Source organism: Croceibacterium soli, assembly GCF_009828065.1.
In the GTDB taxonomy this organism is placed as follows: domain Bacteria; phylum Pseudomonadota; class Alphaproteobacteria; order Sphingomonadales; family Sphingomonadaceae; genus Croceibacterium_B; species Croceibacterium_B soli.
The window spans coordinates 55,938-72,532 of sequence record NZ_WTYK01000008.1; the positions used below are offsets into that span (position 1 = coordinate 55,938).

At 66.4% G+C, this 16,595-nt stretch carries 20 protein-coding genes; all 20 read left to right on the plus strand.

Annotated elements, in window-relative coordinates:
- The first annotated feature begins 14 nt into the window (after positions 1-14).
- Positions 15-257 (plus strand): hypothetical protein, encoded by a 243-nt coding sequence (locus GRI75_RS12700; RefSeq protein ID WP_160747366.1) that lies wholly within the window; start codon positions 15-17, stop codon positions 255-257.
- A gap of 244 nt (positions 258-501) precedes the next feature.
- Positions 502-915, plus strand: a complete 414-nt coding sequence (locus GRI75_RS12705) for a SufE family protein (RefSeq protein WP_160747367.1) — start codon at positions 502-504, stop codon at positions 913-915.
- Between the two features lie 142 nt (positions 916-1,057).
- Positions 1,058-1,618, plus strand: a complete 561-nt coding sequence (gene rimP, locus GRI75_RS12710; protein ID WP_160747368.1) for a ribosome maturation protein RimP — start codon at positions 1,058-1,060, stop codon at positions 1,616-1,618.
- Positions 1,618-3,303, plus strand: coding sequence for a transcription termination factor NusA (gene nusA / locus GRI75_RS12715; protein WP_160747369.1), 1,686 nt, complete (start codon positions 1,618-1,620; stop codon positions 3,301-3,303). Before rimP ends, nusA begins: the two co-directional genes overlap by 1 nt.
- Positions 3,284-4,036 carry a DUF448 domain-containing protein gene (locus tag GRI75_RS12720; RefSeq protein WP_160747370.1) on the plus strand — a complete coding sequence of 251 codons (753 nt, stop codon included), beginning with the start codon at positions 3,284-3,286 and terminating at the stop codon, positions 4,034-4,036. Before nusA ends, GRI75_RS12720 begins: the two co-directional genes overlap by 20 nt.
- A 9-nt stretch (positions 4,037-4,045) precedes the next feature.
- Positions 4,046-6,613, plus strand: coding sequence for a translation initiation factor IF-2 (gene infB / locus GRI75_RS12725; protein WP_160747371.1), 2,568 nt, complete (start codon positions 4,046-4,048; stop codon positions 6,611-6,613).
- A gap of 18 nt (positions 6,614-6,631) precedes the next feature.
- On the plus strand, positions 6,632-7,168 hold the full coding sequence (locus tag GRI75_RS12730) for a DUF1697 domain-containing protein (protein ID WP_160747372.1): 537 nt from the start codon (positions 6,632-6,634) through the stop codon (positions 7,166-7,168).
- A gap of 2 nt (positions 7,169-7,170) precedes the next feature.
- Positions 7,171-7,557, plus strand: a complete 387-nt coding sequence (gene rbfA, locus GRI75_RS12735; protein ID WP_160747373.1) for a 30S ribosome-binding factor RbfA — start codon at positions 7,171-7,173, stop codon at positions 7,555-7,557.
- 61 nt (positions 7,558-7,618) lie between these two features.
- Positions 7,619-8,338 carry a site-2 protease family protein gene (locus GRI75_RS12740; protein ID WP_160747374.1) on the plus strand — a complete coding sequence of 240 codons (720 nt, stop codon included), beginning with the start codon at positions 7,619-7,621 and terminating at the stop codon, positions 8,336-8,338.
- Entirely contained in the window at positions 8,331-9,461 is a 1,131-nt protein-coding gene (gene truB / locus GRI75_RS12745; protein ID WP_160747375.1) for a tRNA pseudouridine(55) synthase TruB, read from the plus strand. Before GRI75_RS12740 ends, truB begins: the two co-directional genes overlap by 8 nt.
- A gap of 4 nt (positions 9,462-9,465) precedes the next feature.
- Complete coding sequence (gene rpsO, locus GRI75_RS12750; protein WP_160747376.1) at positions 9,466-9,735, plus strand: 30S ribosomal protein S15; 270 nt, start codon at positions 9,466-9,468, stop codon at positions 9,733-9,735.
- A gap of 232 nt (positions 9,736-9,967) precedes the next feature.
- The gene (gene pnp / locus GRI75_RS12755) at positions 9,968-12,289 is read left to right on the plus strand and encodes a polyribonucleotide nucleotidyltransferase (RefSeq protein WP_160747377.1); all 2,322 of its coding nucleotides are present in this window, start codon (positions 9,968-9,970) and stop codon (positions 12,287-12,289) included.
- 325 nt (positions 12,290-12,614) lie between these two features.
- Positions 12,615-13,961 carry an aldehyde dehydrogenase family protein gene (locus GRI75_RS12760; protein WP_160747378.1) on the plus strand — a complete coding sequence of 449 codons (1,347 nt, stop codon included), beginning with the start codon at positions 12,615-12,617 and terminating at the stop codon, positions 13,959-13,961.
- A gap of 41 nt (positions 13,962-14,002) precedes the next feature.
- Positions 14,003-14,152, plus strand: coding sequence for a hypothetical protein (locus GRI75_RS14485; protein WP_202389758.1), 150 nt, complete (start codon positions 14,003-14,005; stop codon positions 14,150-14,152).
- Positions 14,153-14,192: 40 nt separating this feature from the next.
- A complete protein-coding gene (locus tag GRI75_RS12765) occupies positions 14,193-14,684 on the plus strand; it encodes a DNA-deoxyinosine glycosylase (protein WP_160747379.1) in 492 nt (163 codons plus the stop codon).
- Between the two features lie 40 nt (positions 14,685-14,724).
- Complete coding sequence (locus GRI75_RS12770) at positions 14,725-14,883, plus strand: isopropylmalate isomerase (RefSeq protein WP_160747380.1); 159 nt, start codon at positions 14,725-14,727, stop codon at positions 14,881-14,883.
- Positions 14,883-15,485, plus strand: coding sequence for a 3-isopropylmalate dehydratase small subunit (gene leuD / locus GRI75_RS12775; RefSeq protein ID WP_160747381.1), 603 nt, complete (start codon positions 14,883-14,885; stop codon positions 15,483-15,485). The genes GRI75_RS12770 and leuD overlap by 1 nt, the downstream gene beginning before the upstream one ends.
- A gap of 40 nt (positions 15,486-15,525) precedes the next feature.
- Positions 15,526-15,849: a DUF1476 domain-containing protein gene (locus tag GRI75_RS12780; RefSeq protein WP_160747382.1), complete on the plus strand. Its 324-nt coding sequence runs from the start codon at positions 15,526-15,528 to the stop codon at positions 15,847-15,849.
- Complete coding sequence (locus GRI75_RS12785) at positions 15,849-16,082, plus strand: BolA family protein (RefSeq protein ID WP_160747383.1); 234 nt, start codon at positions 15,849-15,851, stop codon at positions 16,080-16,082. The genes GRI75_RS12780 and GRI75_RS12785 overlap by 1 nt, the downstream gene beginning before the upstream one ends.
- 39 nt (positions 16,083-16,121) lie before the next feature.
- A complete protein-coding gene (grxD, locus tag GRI75_RS12790) occupies positions 16,122-16,451 on the plus strand; it encodes a Grx4 family monothiol glutaredoxin (protein ID WP_160747384.1) in 330 nt (109 codons plus the stop codon).
- The last annotated feature ends 144 nt before the right edge of the window (positions 16,452-16,595 follow it).

The window sequence follows — 16,595 nt, forward strand, 5'->3', positions numbered from 1 at the left end:
AAGGGAGGAACCGGATGATATTGACCCAGGACCTTCTGATCGCCGCCTGCGCCCTCCTCGGCCTGGCCGTGATCGCCGCGACCGTGCTGAAGGGCTGGCAGGGCTGGCTGGCGCTCAAGGATCGCGAGCTGCAGGTCGCCCGCCCCCCGCGCGAGATCGAAGGCGGCGCCGGCGAAGGCGCGGCGCGGATCGAGCTCGCGGACCTCAAGGAGCGTATCCGCAAGCTGGAGGCGATCGCCAGCGGAGTGGATCTTTAGCTTACGTCGTCCCGGACTTGATCCGGAACCGCTGGCCGCTGGGTCCGACCTGCGAGGCCAGCGATCCCGGCGTTCGCCGGGATGACGGGACCGCCGGCCGCCACTTCGACTTGCGTCGTCCCGGACTTGATCCGGGACCGCTGGCCGCTGGGTCCGACCTGGGAGGCCAGCGATCCCGGCGTTCGCCGGGATGACGCGATCCTGGCTTTCGCTGGGGTGACGAAATCGGTAAGGGCCGCGTCCCATGCGCAGCCTCGAAGACATTCGCGAAGAATACGAGTTCCTCGACGGGGACGAACGTTATCGGCTGCTGATCGAACTCGGGCGCGAGCTCGACGCGATGCCGGACGCGCTCAAGACCGATGCCACGCTGGTCCGCGGCTGTTCCGCCAGCGTGTGGGTCTACCCCGTGCAGGACGGCGATAAGCTCCACTTCCTCGCCGACAGCAACGCCGCGATCACCAAGGGAATCGTCGCGCTGGTGCTGTCCGCCGTGCAGGACAAGCCCGCCACCGAAGTGGCCGAGACCGATATCATGGCCGCGCTCGCGCCGTTCGATCTTAGGAACCAGCTCAGCTCCAACCGCACCCAGGGCGTGCCCAACATGATCGCCCTCGTACGCGAAACCGCGGCCCGCTTCGCCGCCGGGCAAAACTGAACGAATATCGGTTGCAAATCGGCGGACTCGCGCCTATTTGGCCGTTCATCCCGACATTGTCGTTACAAGGTCTGGTGCTGGCGCCCTCGGGGGCCGGCCCACAAGCGCTTTGACCGACATGATGTGCTAATCTGGAGTCCGAATGGCCGACATCGAGCGCCTGACACAAGTGATCGAACCCGAAGCGAAAGCGCTCGGCTTCGAACTCGTGCGGGTAAAGCTGATGGGCACGGACGAAGAGCGGACGCTGCAGGTCATGGCCGAAGATCCGGCGACCGGGCAGATGATCGTCGAACAGTGCATGGCGCTGTCGCGCCGCATCTCCGACGCGATCGACGCGATCGAGGAAAGCGGCGAGGAACTGATCGAAGGCGCCTACCACCTCGAAGTCAGCTCCCCCGGGATCGACCGCCCGCTGACCCGCCCCAAGGATTTCGAGAACTGGGCCGGGCACGAGGTCAACATCTCGCTCACCGAGCCGGTGGGCGGCCACCGCAAGCTGCGCGGGGACCTGCTCGGCGTCGAAGACGGCGAAGTGCAGATCGAAGATCGCAAGCACGGGCGTTTTGCGGTAGCATTCACCCAGATAAACTCGGCCAAGCTGGTTCTGACCGACAGGCTGATCGCCGCGACGAAGCCGCTCGATACGAGCGGCGCCGAGCAAATCGAAGAATTCACAGACGAAGAGAAGGTTGACGACTGATGGCCAGTCCGATTTCCGCCAACAAGGCTGAACTGCTCGCGATCGCAACTGCGGTCGCTTCCGAGAAGATGATCGACAAGTCGATCGTCATCGAGGCGATGGAAGAAGCCATCCAGAAGAGCGCGCGCAGCCGCTATGGCGCCGAGAACGACATCCGCGCGAAGCTCGATCCGGTGACCGGCGACTTGCGCCTGTGGCGGGTCGTGGAAGTGGTCGAGGAAGTCGAGGACTACTTCAAGCAGGTCGACCTGAAGCAGGCCGAGAAGCTCCAGCCCGGCGCCGCCGTGGGCGACTTCATCGTCGACCCGCTGCCGCCGGTCGATCTCGGCCGCATCGACGCGCAGAGCGCCAAGCAGGTGATCTTCCAGAAGGTCCGCGATGCCGAGCGCGAGCGCCAGTACGAAGAGTTCAAGGACCGCGCCGGCGAAGTGATCACCGGCGTGATCAAGTCGGTCGAATTCGGCCACGTGATCGTCAACCTCGGCCGCGCCGAGGGCGTCATCCGCCGCGACCAGCAGATCCCCCGCGAAGCCGCCCGCGTCGGCGAGCGCGTCCGCGCGCTGATCATGAAGGTGGAGCGCAACAACCGCGGCCCGCAGATCTTCCTCAGCCGCGCGCACCCGGACTTCATGAAGAAGCTGTTCGCGCAGGAAGTGCCCGAGATCTACGACGGCATCATCGAGATCAAGGCCGCCGCCCGCGATCCGGGCAGCCGCGCCAAGATCGGCGTGATCAGCCACGACAGCTCGATCGACCCTGTCGGCGCCTGCGTCGGCATGAAGGGCAGCCGCGTCCAGGCGGTCGTGCAGGAACTGCAGGGCGAGAAGATCGACATCATCCCGTGGAGCGAGGACACCGCGACGTTCGTGGTCAACGCGCTTCAGCCGGCCACCGTCAGCCGCGTCGTGCTCGACGAGGAAGAAGGCCGCATCGAGGTGGTGGTGCCCGACGACCAGCTTTCGCTGGCGATCGGCCGCCGCGGCCAGAACGTGCGCCTGGCCAGCCAGCTCACCGACAGCCAGATCGACATCATGACCGAGGAAGAAGCCTCGGAGAAGCGCCAGCGCGAGTTCTCCGAGCGTTCTAAGATGTTCGAGGAAGAGCTCGACGTCGACGAGACGCTCTCGCAGCTCCTCGTGGCCGAAGGCTTCGCCGAACTCGAGGAAGTCGCCTATGTCGAGCTCGACGAGCTCGCCAGCATCGAAGGCTTCGACGACGAACTGGCCGAAGAACTGCAGAACCGCGCCAAGGATGCGCTCGAGCGGCAGGAAGAAGCGCACCGCGCGCAGCGCCGCGAACTTGGTGTCGAGGACGCGCTGGCCGAAATCCCGCACCTGAACGAGCAGATGCTCGTGGCGCTGGGCAAGGCCGGCATCAAGACGCTCGACGACCTGGCGGATCTCGCCACGGACGAACTGATCGCCAAGAAGCGCGAAGCGCCGCGCCGGCGCCAGCCCGCCGCCGACGGCCCGCCGCTGCGCCGCAATTCGCAGCGCACGGAAGACAAGGGCGGCGTGCTCGGTGAATTCGGCCTCTCGGAAGAGCAGGGCAACGAGATCATCATGGCCGCCCGCGCCCACTGGTTCGACGACGAAGACGGCGTGTCCGACGGCAAGGAAGAGGCTCCGGCCGCTTCCGAAGCGCCCGTAACAGAGGAGGCCGCCGATGCGGAATCCTCGCAATGAGCCGCTAGCCGACCCTGACATCGACGGCACCGCAGGGCGTGGCGACACGCCCGAGCGGCGCTGTGTCCTGACTGGGCGAACCGCTGCGCGCGATGAACTCGTGCGTCTGGCGATCTCGCCCGATGGCGACGTGCTGCCCGACGCCCTTGCCCGCGCCCCTGGGCGCGGCGCGTGGATCGGCGTCACCAAGCCGGAGCTGCAGGCTGCGCTGGACAACGGCAAGCTGAAGGGCGCCTTGCAGCGCGCCTTCAAGAGCGGCCGCCTGGCGATTCCCGAAGCCTTGCCGGACATGATCGAGAACGCCCTGCGCCGCGCCTTCCTGGACCGGCTGGGGCTCGAAATGCGCACCGGAAGCCTTATCTTGGGATCGGACCGGATCGCCGGCGAGGCGCGCAGCGGCGCTATCGCCGCTCTCTATCATGCGGCCGACGCGAGCGACGACGGCAGCCGCAAGCTCGACCAGGCGTGGCGCGTGGGCGAGGACGCCGAAGGCTCTGGCCTTTGCGGCATCCGACTGCCACTGGACCGCACGGCACTGTCTGTGGCATTGGGCCGCGACAATGTCGTCCATCTGGCGCTGGCCGACGCCAAGTCGGCCGAGCGGGTTGCGGCCCCGCTCCAGCGCCTGTTGAACTTTCTGGGGGCTGCCGATGCGGCCGATGGATGCGGCAAGCAAGCGGCTGGCGAAGCCGGCGCGCATGGCCGTGACGACGAACTGATTTTGAAGGACTGACAAACGCGTATGAGCGACAACAACGAGACCCCCGCCCCCCGCAAGCCGCTCGGCCTGAAGCGCGCGGTCGATGCGGGCGAGGTCAAGCAGACCTTCAGCCACGGCCGCACCAACAAGGTGGCGGTGGAGGTGAAGCGTCGCCGCAAGCTGAGCAAGCCCGGCGAAGCCGCCGCTCCGGCGCCTGAACCCACGCCCGCGCCTGCGCCCGCTCCGGTCGCAGCCCCGGCTCCCGCTCCGGCCCCCCCGCCCCGGCGCGTGCCGGCCAGCTCGGCCGCCGAAACGCCGCAGGAGCGCGTCGCCCGCCTGCAGCGCGAGGCCGAAGAGGATCGCCTGCGCCAGGCCGAGGAAATGCGCCGCCGCGAGGAAGAGGAAAAAGCCCGCGCGATCGAGGAAGAGAAGCGCCGTGCGCAGGAAAAGCGCATGGCCGAAGAAGCTCCCGCAGCACCCGCGGCCATAGAGCCCGCTGCGAAGGAAGCCGAAGCGCAGCCCGAACCGCAGGCCGCGGAGCCTGAGGCTGCCGCACCGGCGGCCACGCCGGCGGAAGGTGGCGAGGAAGCCACTTCCGCCCCCGCCCCGCGCCGCTTCACCCCGGTCGCCCGGCCGGAGGTCAAGCGCCCGGAGAAGAAGCGCGAAGAAAAGAAGCCGGGCCGTGTCGAAGCCCGCGTTCCCGACCGCGCGGACAAGCGCCGCGGCGGCAAGCTTTCGGTCAAGACCGCGTTCAATGAGGACGAAGGCGCCCGCGCCCGTTCGCTCGCAGCGCTCAAGCGCGCCCGTGAGAAGGAACGCCGGGCCCACTTCGGCGGCCAGGCCAAGGCACGTGACAAGCAGGTCCGCGACGTCGTCGTTCCCGAGGCGATCACGGTGCAGGAACTGGCCAACCGCATGGCCGAAAAGGGCGCCGACCTGGTGAAGGCGCTGTTCAACCTCGGCATGATGGTGACCGTCAACCAGACGATCGACCAGGACACCGCGGAGCTACTGGTCGAAGAGTTCGGCCACAACATCAAGCGCGTGTCCGAAAGCGACGCCGACGTCGACACGACGACGGATGTCGATCCGGAAGAGACGCTGCAGCCGCGCCCGCCGGTCGTCACGATCATGGGCCACGTCGATCACGGCAAGACTTCGCTGCTCGACGCGCTGCGCGGCACCGACGTGGTCAAGGGAGAAGCCGGCGGCATCACCCAGCACATCGGCGCCTACCAGATCACGACCAAGAGCAAGGACAAGATCACCGTCCTCGACACTCCGGGCCACGCGGCATTCACCGAAATGCGTGCCCGCGGCGCCAATGTGACGGACATCGTCGTGCTGGTCGTCGCGGCCGACGACGGGATCATGCCGCAGACGATCGAGGCCATCAATCACACGAGAGCGGCGGGCGTGCCGATGATCGTGGCGATCAACAAGATCGACAAGCCGGAAGCCAATCCCAAGCGCATCCGCGAGCGCCTGCTCGAGCACGAAGTCGTGGTCGAGGCGATGAGCGGTGACGTGCAGGACGTGGAAGTCTCGGCCAAGACCGGCCAGGGCCTCGACGACTTGATCGAGAAGATCCTGCTCCAGGCCGAACTGCTCGAGCTCAAGGCCAACCCGGATCGCGACGCAGAAGCGACCGTGATCGAAGCGCAGCTCGACAAGGGCCGCGGCCCGGTCGCGACCGTACTCGTCACCCGCGGCACGCTCAAGCGCGGCGACGTGTTCGTCGTCGGCACCGAGAGCGGCCGCGTGCGCGCGCTGATCGACGACAAGGGCAAGCAGGTGAAGGAAGCCGGCCCGTCCATGGCGGTCGAGGTCCTCGGCCTCGGCGGCGTGCCGATGGCCGGCGACCAGCTGTCCGTGGTCGAGAACGAGCAGCGGGCCCGCGAAGCCGCGCAGTACCGCCAGGAGAAGGCGACCGAGAAGCGCACCGCTCTGGCGCCGACGAACTTCGATACGATGTTCACCAGCCTGCAGAGCGACGTGGTCGAGTTCCCCGTCGTGGTGAAGGCCGACGTCCAGGGTTCGGTCGAAGCGATCAACACCGCGCTGCACAACCTCTCGAACGACGACATCAAGGTCCGCGTGCTGCACGCCGGCGTCGGTGCGATCACCGAGAGCGACGTTACGCTGGCGGCCGCCACGGGCGCGCCGATCATCGGCTTCAACGTGCGCCCCAACCCCAAGGCGCGCCAGCTCGTCGCCCGCGACAAGGTGGAGATGAAGTACTTCGACGTCATCTATCACCTGACCGACGAGATCGCGAAAGAGATGGCCGGCGTGCTCGGCCCGCTCAAGATCGAGAACGTGCTCGGCCGTGCCGAGGTCAAGCAGGTCTTCCCGGCCGGCAAGAAGGACAAGGCTGCCGGTCTGCTGGTCACCGAAGGGACGATCCGCAAGGGTCTTTACGCCCGTCTCACCCGCCAGGACGTCATCGTCTCGGCGACGACGATCGCTTCGCTGCGGCGCTTCAAGGACGATGTGGACGAAGTCCGCTCCGGTCTCGAATGCGGCGTGGTCCTGGCCGACACCAACGACATCAAGCCGGGCGACATGCTCGAGGTGTTCGAGGTCGAGGAGCGCGAACGGACGCTGTAACGCCGGAAACTGCAACCAATGGCCCGCTATCTGGCCCTGCTCGGCAGCATCAATGTCGGCGGCAACCGCGTCACGATGGGCGAATTGCGCGAGGCGCTCGAGCGCGAGGATTTCGAGGACGTGGAGACGGTCGTCGCCAGCGGGAACATCTTGTTCTCGTATGACGAACGGCCGTCCGACGGCCTGGCCGAGATGCTCGCCTGGATCGTCAAGGACCGGTTCGACATCGACACCTTCGCGGCCGTGCGGAGCAAAGACGAGCTGGAGGCCGCGATCGAGGGCAATCCTTTCGTAGCGGACGGCGAGGAGAACCAGGTGCACACGGTGTTTCTCGATCGGCCGCTCGACCGGGAGGCGTTCGAACGTTTCGCCGCCGGCTATACCGGGCCGGAGCGGATCGCCCCCGGCGAGCGCGAGTTCTTCGTCGATTTCCGCGAAGGGGTCGGCAACTCGAAGCTGACCCAGGCCATGGCCAGGACCAAGCTCTTCGATTTCCGCTCCACCGCGCGCAACTTGCGTTCGCTGCGGCGAATGCTCCAGAAGATGGGAGATTGAACATGGCCGGACAACCCGAACAGCAGTCGGTTCGCGTCCTCAAGGTGGGTGAGCGCGTGCGGCACATCCTGTCCGAGCTGCTCGCCCGCGGTGAAGTGCACGACGACACGCTCAGCGCCCATTCGGTCAGCGTCACCGAAGTGCGGATGACGCCCGACTTGCGCCAGGCCGCCGCTTACGTGAAGCCCCTGCTGGGTGAGGACGAGGCGGTAGTGCTCAAGGCGCTGCAGCGGAACACCGCGTTCTTCCAGCGCGAAGTGGCCCAGCGGCTCGGCCTCAAGTTCGCGCCGAAGCTCCAGTTCCGTAACGACGAGAGCTTCGACGTGGCCGATAAGATCGATCGGCTGCTGTCGAACCCGCGCGTGGCGCGGGACCTGGGCGAGAAGTAGCCGGCGTCCGCAGGGCCGAGAAAGCTGGCACCCGCCGGCGCATCTGCCTATCTGCCTGCCGATGAACGAAACTCTCGTCGCCGCCATGGTGCTGATCCCGGCGCTGGTCATCGCCATCGTCTTCCACGAAGTCGCCCACGGCTGGGCTGCGCTCGCGCTCGGGGATCCGACCGCGAAGGAGCGGCGCCGCCTCACCCTCAATCCGATCCGCCATGTCGATCCGATCGGAACGCTGCTCGTGCCCGGATTCCTCGCGCTGGTTGGCGGTCCGATCTTCGGCTGGGCCAAGCCCGTGCCGGTGGTGAAAGGGCGCCTCGACAATCCTCGCTTCGGGATGATGGCGGTCGCCGCGGCCGGGCCTGGCACAAACTTTGTACTCGCCGCCATCGCCGCTGTGGCACTGGGCCTGACGCTGCCCCTCGGCGCGCAGTTCCTGGGCACGGAGACCGGCCTGTCGATGCTGGGGGGAGCCGACGGCACCGCCGATCTCTTCGCCACCGGCCTGTTCTACTTCATCCTAACCAACGTGTTCCTCGGCATGTTCAACCTGCTGCCGATCCCGCCGTTCGACGGATCGCACATCGTCGAGGGCGCGCTGCCTCGCCGGTGGGTCCATCATTACGAGCGGCTGCGCCCGTTCGGAATGCTGCTCCTCGTCGCGCTGATTGCGCTGACCTGGTTCGCACCCGGGCTTGGCGTGCTGGAGAACACGATCGGCCCGCCGGTCAACTGGGCGCTGGGGCAGTATCTGTCGCTGGCGGACATGTTCGCCGGTGCCTGACGCCGCGAAGCCGGCGCCGCACGGCTGGCTCATCCTCGACAAGCCGCGCGGCCTCGGCTCGACCCAAGCGGTCGCCGCGGTGAAGCGCAATCTGCGCCAGGGCGGCTACCCGAAGGTGAAGATCGGCCACGGCGGCACGCTCGACCCTCTGGCCGAAGGCGTGCTGCCGATTGCGCTGGGCGAAGCGACCAAGCTGGCCGGGCGCATGCTCGATGCCAGCAAGGTCTACGAGTTCACGATCGAGTTCGGCACGGAGACCAGCACGCTGGATGCCGAAGGGGAGGTCGTGCTCACCAGCGACCGCCGGCCGCCGCTGGCCGCCGTCGCCGCGGTGCTGGAGCACTTCACTGGCGAGATCGAGCAGGTCCCGCCGGCCTATTCCGCGCTCAAGATCGACGGCGAGCGCGCTTACGACCGCGCCCGGGCCGGCGAGCAGGTCGAGATGGTGGCGAGGCGGGTGACGATCCATTCGCTGGAGATCCTCCCCGGCACGGGAAGGGGGACCGCCGACGGAAGCGAAGCTCTGCCGGAGGCAGAACTCGGTGGTGGAGGGGGCTTGCCGCAAGCGCAGCACCTGGCGGCGGGCCCCCTCCACCAGCCTGCAGCTGGTCCCCCTCCCCGTGCCGGGGAGGATGTTTGGTCCACTTTCGCCACCACCGCCGGGCGGCCCGATCCGTTCGACCCGCGCATGCCGCTGGAACTCGCCGACAGCGTCACCCTGGTGGCGAATGTCAGCAAGGGCACCTATATCCGCAGCCTGGCGCGCGACATCGCGCATGCGCTCGGGACGGTCGGCTACGTCACGTTCCTGCGCCGCACCAGGGCCGGGCCGTTCGGTGAAACCCAGGCGATTTCGCTGGACAAATTGAACACGATCGGTCAGGGCGCGCGCCTTGAAGACCACCTCCTGCCGCTCGAGGCGGGGCTGGACGGTATCCCGGCCCTCCCCCTCGATCCGGATAGTGCGCAGGCGGCCCGCCAGGGCCGGGTCCTATCCGGATTGCCCCAACCCGACGGGCTCTATCTTGCCAAGGCCGGCACTGTTCCGGTGGCGCTGATGGAGCTTTCCGAGGGGACGGCGAAAGTCGTCAGGGGATTCAACCTTCCCGATACCGCGGAGTAAGAGAATGTCGGTTACAGCTGAAAAGAAGCAGGAAGTCATCAAGGATCACGCACGCGATCCGAACGACACGGGCAGCCCCGAAGTCCAGGTCGCGATCCTCACCGAGCGCATCCGCAACCTGACCGAGCACTTCAAGGGCCACCACAAGGACAACCATTCGCGCCGCGGCCTGCTGATGATGGTCAACAAGCGCCGCAGCCTGCTCGCCTATCTCAAGAAGATAGATGTCGAGCGCTACAACGCGCTGATCCAGAAGCTGGGTCTGCGTAAGTAAGAGTTTAGCGAAGGGCGGCTCAATCGGGCCGCCCTTTTCGCATATGGAACCAGCGCAAAGCCGGGAACAGGATTTCCGCTTCCGCGCTGCGACCACGTGACAGGGTCGTCCTTCGCATTTCGGCGGAGGGGCCTTTGGGGCATGAAAAGGCCCCGCACCGGACCGGGACGGAAACCCCGGCACAGAGGCCCCGCCCTGCAATAGGGCACGGCGGGTTCACGAAGGAAATCCAATGTTCGACACGAAAACCGTATCGCTGGAGTGGGGCGGCAAGACCCTCACTCTGGAAACCGGCCGCATTGCCCGTCAGGCAGACGGCGCGGTCCTCGCCACTTACGGCGAAACCGTGGTGCTGTGCGCCGTCACCGCCGCGAAGAGCGTCAAGGAAGGCCAGGACTTCTTCCCGCTGACCGTTCACTACCAGGAAAAATTCTCGTCGGCCGGGCGCATCCCGGGCGGCTTCTTCAAGCGCGAGCGCGGGGCGACTGAGAAGGAAACGCTGACCAGCCGCCTTATCGACCGTCCGATCCGTCCGCTGTTCCCCGAAGGGTTCTACAACGAGATCAACGTGATCTGCCAGGTGCTGTCCTATGACGGCGAGACCGAGGCGGACATCGTGGCAATGGTCGCCGCTTCCGCTGCCCTGACCATTTCCGGCGTGCCCTTCATGGGCCCGATCGGCGCCTGCCGCGTCGGCTTCGTCGACGGCGAGTACGTGCTCAACCCGAAGCAGGACGCCGCGCTTTCCGAAGGCCGTCTCGACCTCATCGTTGCCGCCACGCAAGACGCGGTGATGATGGTGGAATCCGAAGCTCGCGAACTGAGCGAAGAAGAGATGCTCGGTGCGATCATGTTCGCGCACGAGGAATCGCGCAAGGTCATCGGCGCGATCATCGATCTGGCCGAGCAGGCCGCCAAGGATCCGTGGGAACTCGACACCACCGACAACTCGGCGATGAAGGCCGAGATCAAGAAGCTGATCGGCGACGACATTGCCGCCGCCTACAAGCTGACCGACAAGTCGGCCCGCTCCAACGCGCTCAACGAAGCCCGTGCCAAAGTGAAGGCGCACTACGCCGACGCCGACGGACAGACGAGCATGACCGCCAACAAGCTGGTCAAGAAGGTCGAAGCGGACGTCGTCCGCACCGCGATCCTCAAGGACGGCAGCCGCATCGACGGCCGCGCGCTCGACCAGGTCCGCCCGATCGAAGCGATGGTCGGCTTCCTGCCGCGCACCCACGGTTCGGCGCTGTTCACCCGCGGCGAGACGCAGGCGATCTGCACGACCACGCTCGGCACCAAGGAGTCCGAGCAGATGATCGACGGGCTGGAAGGGCTGAGCTACCAGCGCTTCATGCTGCACTACAACTTCCCGCCCTACTCGGTTGGTGAAGTGGGCCGCTTCGGTGCTCCCGGGCGCCGCGAGATCGGCCACGGCAAGCTGGCGTGGCGCGCCCTGCACCCGCTCCTGCCGAAGCATGAGGACTTCCCCTACACGATCCGCATCCTGTCCGACATCACCGAGTCCAACGGCTCGAGTTCGATGGCGACGGTCTGCGGCGGCTGTCTGTCGATGATGGACGCCGGCGTGCCGATCGAACGCCCGGTTTCGGGCATCGCGATGGGCCTGATCCTGGAAGGCGACGAGTTCGCAGTCCTCTCCGACATCCTCGGCGACGAGGATCACCTCGGCGACATGGACTTCAAGGTTGCCGGTACCGAAGCGGGCATCACCAGCCTGCAGATGGACATCAAGATCGCCGGCATCACGCAGGAGATCATGACCAAGGCGCTCGAGCAGGCGAAGGCCGGCCGCGCGCACATCCTTGGCGAGATGACCAAGGCCCTGGGCTCGGCTCGCAGCGAGCTTTCGGCCCATGCCCCGCGCATCGAGACGATCCAGATCGACAAGTCGAAGATCCGTGACGTCATCGGCACCGGCGGCAAGGTGATCCGCGAGATCGTCGCGGAGACCGGCGCCAAGGTCGACATCGACGACGAAGGCGTGATCAAGATCTCCTCTTCCGACCTCGACCAGATCGAAGCCGCGAAGAAGTGGATCCTCGGCATCGTCGAGGAAGCCGAAGTGGGCAAGGTCTACACCGGCAAGGTCGTGAACATCGTCGACTTCGGCGCGTTCGTGAACTTCATGGGCGGCAAGGACGGTCTCGTGCACGTGTCCGAGATGCGCAATGAGCGGGTCGAGAAGCCGACCGATGTCGTCTCCGAAGGCCAGGAAGTGAAGGTCAAGGTCCTCGAGGTAGACAGCCGCGGCAAAGTCCGTCTGTCGATGCGTGTGGTGGACCAGGAAACCGGCGAAGAGCTGGAAGACACGCGTCCGGCACGCGAACCGCGCGAACCGCGCGGCGAGCGTAGCGATCGCGGTCCCCGCGGCGACGGCGATCGCCGTCCGCGCCGTGACGGCGACCGTGGTGGTCGCAGCGGCGGTGGCGGCGGTGGCCGTGGTCCCCGCAACGACCGCGGCCCGCGTGAGGACAAGGAAGGCGGCAGCGATCCCGATCACATGCCCGCGTTCCTCAAGGACGACTAAGGCTAAGCCTTAGGAGCGAAAATCAGGGCCGTGGGGAGCAATCCCCGCGGCCCTTTTTCATGCGGAGCGGCGCTGCCATTCGAGCGTCATGCCTCGGTCCCGTTCGTCCTGAGCCTGTCGAAGGACGCGAGGCACGCGCCAGGTCGTGGTTCGACAAGCTCACCACGAACGGAAGCGGGGTGGCGCGCAGGCTCTCACCCTCCTACCTATTCGCGCGAGGATGAGGTGTCGGAGGGGCCGGGGCCGAAAAGAAACCGTCTCTTGTCTTGTTGTGGAGGGACCACCTACAAGGCGCCCAACCCCCAGAATCATAGGCAGAAGACCCATGTCCACTATCACCCAGACCGCCCCGGCAAGCTCCCAGGAACTGGCGCGCGTGTTCGCGTTGCAGCAGCAGCATCAGTGGGATGTGAAAGCCTCGACCGCCGAAGAGCGCAGGGCGAAGCTCCAGAAGCTGAAGGCCGCCGTGGAAGCCCACGCCGACGACATCGTCGCGGCCGTGCGGGAGGACACCCGCAAGCCCGAAGGCGAGATCCGCGTCACCGAAGTGATGAACGTCGTGGCCAACATCCAGCTCAACATCGACAGCCTCGACGACTGGATGAAGCCGACCGAGGTAACCCCCTCGAAGAACCCGAACGACAAGGCGATGATCGCCTACGAGGCGCGCGGCGTGTGCCTGATCCTCGGCCCGTGGAACTTCCCGCTTGGCCTGACCTTCGGCCCGCTCGCGGCGGCCGTCTCCGCCGGCAACTGCTGTATGGTCAAGCTCACCGACCTCTGCCCCAACACCGCCCGCATCGCCGGGGTGATCGTCCGCGAAGTGTTCGACGAGAACGAAGTGGCCCTGTTCGAAGGCGGCGTGGAAGTGGCGCAGGAGCTGCTCGAGCTGCCGTTCAACCACATCTTCTTCACCGGCAGCACACGCGTCGGCAAGATCGTCATGGCCGCGGCGGCCAAGCACCTCGCCTCGGTGACGCTGGAGCTGGGCGGCAAGTCCCCGGTCATCGTCGACGAGGGCGCGAACGTCGAGGAGATCGCCGCTCACCTCGCCGCCGCCAAGCAGTTCAATGGCGGCCAGGCCTGCATCAGCCCGGACTATGTCTTCGTTCGGGAAGACCAGAAGGACCGCCTGGTGGAAGCCTTCAAAGCCAACGTCGTGAAGAACCTCTACGAGGACGGCAAGATCAAGAAGGAAAGCATCGCGCAGATCGTCAACGCAGGCAACTTTGCCCGTGTGAAGGCACTTTTTGACGATGCGGTGGCCCAGGGCGCGACGGTGGCCGCCGGCGGCGAGCTGGAGGAGGACGACCTGACGATCCACCCCACGATGCTGACCGACGTCACGCCGCAGATGAAGATCCTGCAGGAAGAGATCTTCGCCCCGGTCCTGCCGGTGATGACCTACGACGACATCGACCAGGTGATCAGCTACATCGCAGCGCGCGACAAGCCGCTGGCGCTGTACATCTTCAGCAACGACGAGGGCAACGTTCAGAAGATCCTCAGCCGCACCTCCTCCGGCGGGGTGACTGTGAACGGCGTGTTCTCGCACTACCTGGAGAACCAGCTTCCGTTCGGCGGCGTGAACCAGAGCGGCACGGGCAGCTATCACGGCTATTTCGGCTTCAAGGCCTTCTCGCACGAGCGGGCCATCTACATGCACCAGTAAGCTGGCACAGGGCCCGGCCGGCACGATCTTGAGGAGCAGACATGGCGCTGGATGACGAGATTGTCGAAACGCCGGACGGGCCGATGACCTGGGCGGAGTGGAAGAAGAAGAACCCGGTGCAGATCCCCTCGCGGCGGACCAAGGGGAAGAAGCTGCCGGTTAAGGTGAAGCGCTTCACCTCCGACACCTGAGCCGGGCGCCGGCAAGGGTGCCCGGGGCGTTTCGCGAGCAATGATCCGCAAGTCCTCTTTCCCGCCGGTCGTGGCGCCGGACACGCGGGTGCTCATCCTCGGCAGCCTGCCGGGGGAGCGCTCGCTGGCGGAGCAGCGATACTATGCCCATCCGCGCAACCTGTTCTGGCGCTTGATCGGCGAGGTAATCGGGCGCGACCTGGAGGTGCTCGACTACGACGCACGGCTGGCCGCGCTGCTCGCCGCCCGCATCGGGCTGTGGGACACCGTCGCCTCCGCGCAGCGCAGCGGCAGCCTGGATGCCGCGATCCGGGAGGCGGAGCACAATCCGCTTGCCGATCTCGCCGCTTCGCTGCCCCAACTTCGCGCCGTCGCCTTCAACGGCGCGACGTCGGCCAGGATCGCCGGCGTGTTGCTAGCGAACAGCGGGCTGGCGCTGCTTCCCCTGCCCTCCTCCAGCCCGGCCTACGCGGCCATGCCGCTGGCCGAGAAACGCAGGCTGTGGCGCGCGATAGGCGAATTCCTCCCATGACCCCTTGTCTCCGGAGCCGCGCAGCGCCACAAATCCTCCCATGACCAAACGCATCCCGACTTCAGGCAAAGCGGCCATCGCCGGCGCCATCGGCTCGGCGGCGATCGCCGCGGCGCTGCTTTATGCGAACCGGCGCAAGAAGAAGACGCCGGACCAGCTTCCGCCGATCCCCTCGGGCGAACCGCCGGAGACCGACTGATGGAACCGCTCCGCCAAGTCGAAGGCCGCGCCTACCCGTTCGGCCGCAACAACGTCGACACCGACCTGATCATCCCGGCGCGCTGGCTGAAGACCGTCACGCGCGAGGGCCTCGGCCGCGGGGCTTTCGAAGCGCTGCGCGGCGAGGAAGGCAACGTGTTCGACGATCCGCGCTTCGCCGGTGCGCCGATCATCATCGCCGGCGACAACTTCGGCTGCGGATCGAGCCGCGAGCATGCCGCCTGGGCGCTGCTGGACATGGGCGTGACGGCGGTGATCGCGCCGAGCTTCTCCGACATCTTCGCCGGTAACGCCTTCAAGAACGGGATCCTGACCGTCGCGCTGCCGCAGGAGGCCGTCGACCGCCTGCTGGCAGTGGCGGAGACCGATCCGATCGCGATCGACCTCGACAGCCAGACGGTGACCACCCCGTTCCAGGACCGCTTCACGTTCGAAATCGACCCGTTCCGCAAGCACTGCCTGCTGGAAGGGCTGGACGAAGTCGGCCTGACGCTCGGCCGCGCGGCACAGATCGAAGCATACGAGGCGCGCCAGCAGGCAGAGATGCCCTGGATCGCCCGCGGAACGTCACTGGCCGCGTGAGTCCAGCCACCCTATTCCGTCCATTCAAAGCGAGGCCAAAATGACCGACTTCAAGGATCGTGAGCGCGGCGAGGAACGCAAGTTCGCGATGGACGAGGAAACCGCCTTTCGCGTCGCCGCCCGCCGCAACCGCCTGCTCGGCCACTGGGCAGCCGAGAAGATGAGCCTGACGCCCGAAGAGACCGACGCCTATGCCAAGGAAGTCGTCCAGGCCGATTTCGAGGAAGTCGGTGACGAGGACGTGATCCGCAAAGTGCTGGGCGACCTTACCAGCGCCGGCTGCGATGTCGACGAAGCGACAGTCCGCGCGGTGCTGGAAGAGAAATCCGTCGAGGCCCGCCGGCAGCTCATGGGCGAAGCCTGATGGCGATGCCCGCCGCGCAGATCCAGGCCCTGATCGAGGCGGCCCTGCCTGATGCGAAAGTGGAGATCGAGGACCTCGCCGGCGACGGCGACCACTACCGCGCGCACGTCGTCAGCAGCGCCTTCGCGGGCAAGAGCCGCGTCCAGCAGCACAAGCTGGTCTACGAAGCGCTCGGCGGGCGGATGGGCGGCGAACTCCACGCCTTGCAACTGACAACCGCCGTCCCCAACTGACAGACAACCAGTCACTAACCCACCGGGGCCGTAAACAAAATGTCCGATACCAACGAACGCATTGCCAAGATCGTCAACGAGCACGACGTCGTCCTGTTCATGAAGGGCACCCCGCTGTTTCCGCAGTGCGGCTTCTCCAGCCGCGCCGTGGCGATCCTCGAGCATTGCGGCGTCGACTTCGACAGCGTCGACGTGCTGCAGGACAGCGAGATCCGCCAGGGCATCAAGGCGTTCTCCGACTGGCCGACGATCCCCCAGCTTTACGTGAAGGGCGAGTTCGTCGGCGGCAGCGACATCATGATGGAGATGTACGAGGCCGGGGAGCTGAAGCAACTGCTCGAGGAAAAGCAGGTCACCAAGGCCAACTGACCGCTTCGCCTCCGCAAACAAAAAGCCCCGCTTCCGCGGGGCTTTTTTTGTGTCCGGTGGCTTCGGGGAGGCGGAGCCGCGTAACCAGGGAGCAGCCCCGCCTCTTGTCGAAGACGGTTCTATAGTAGCACGGTGCGTGCCAGG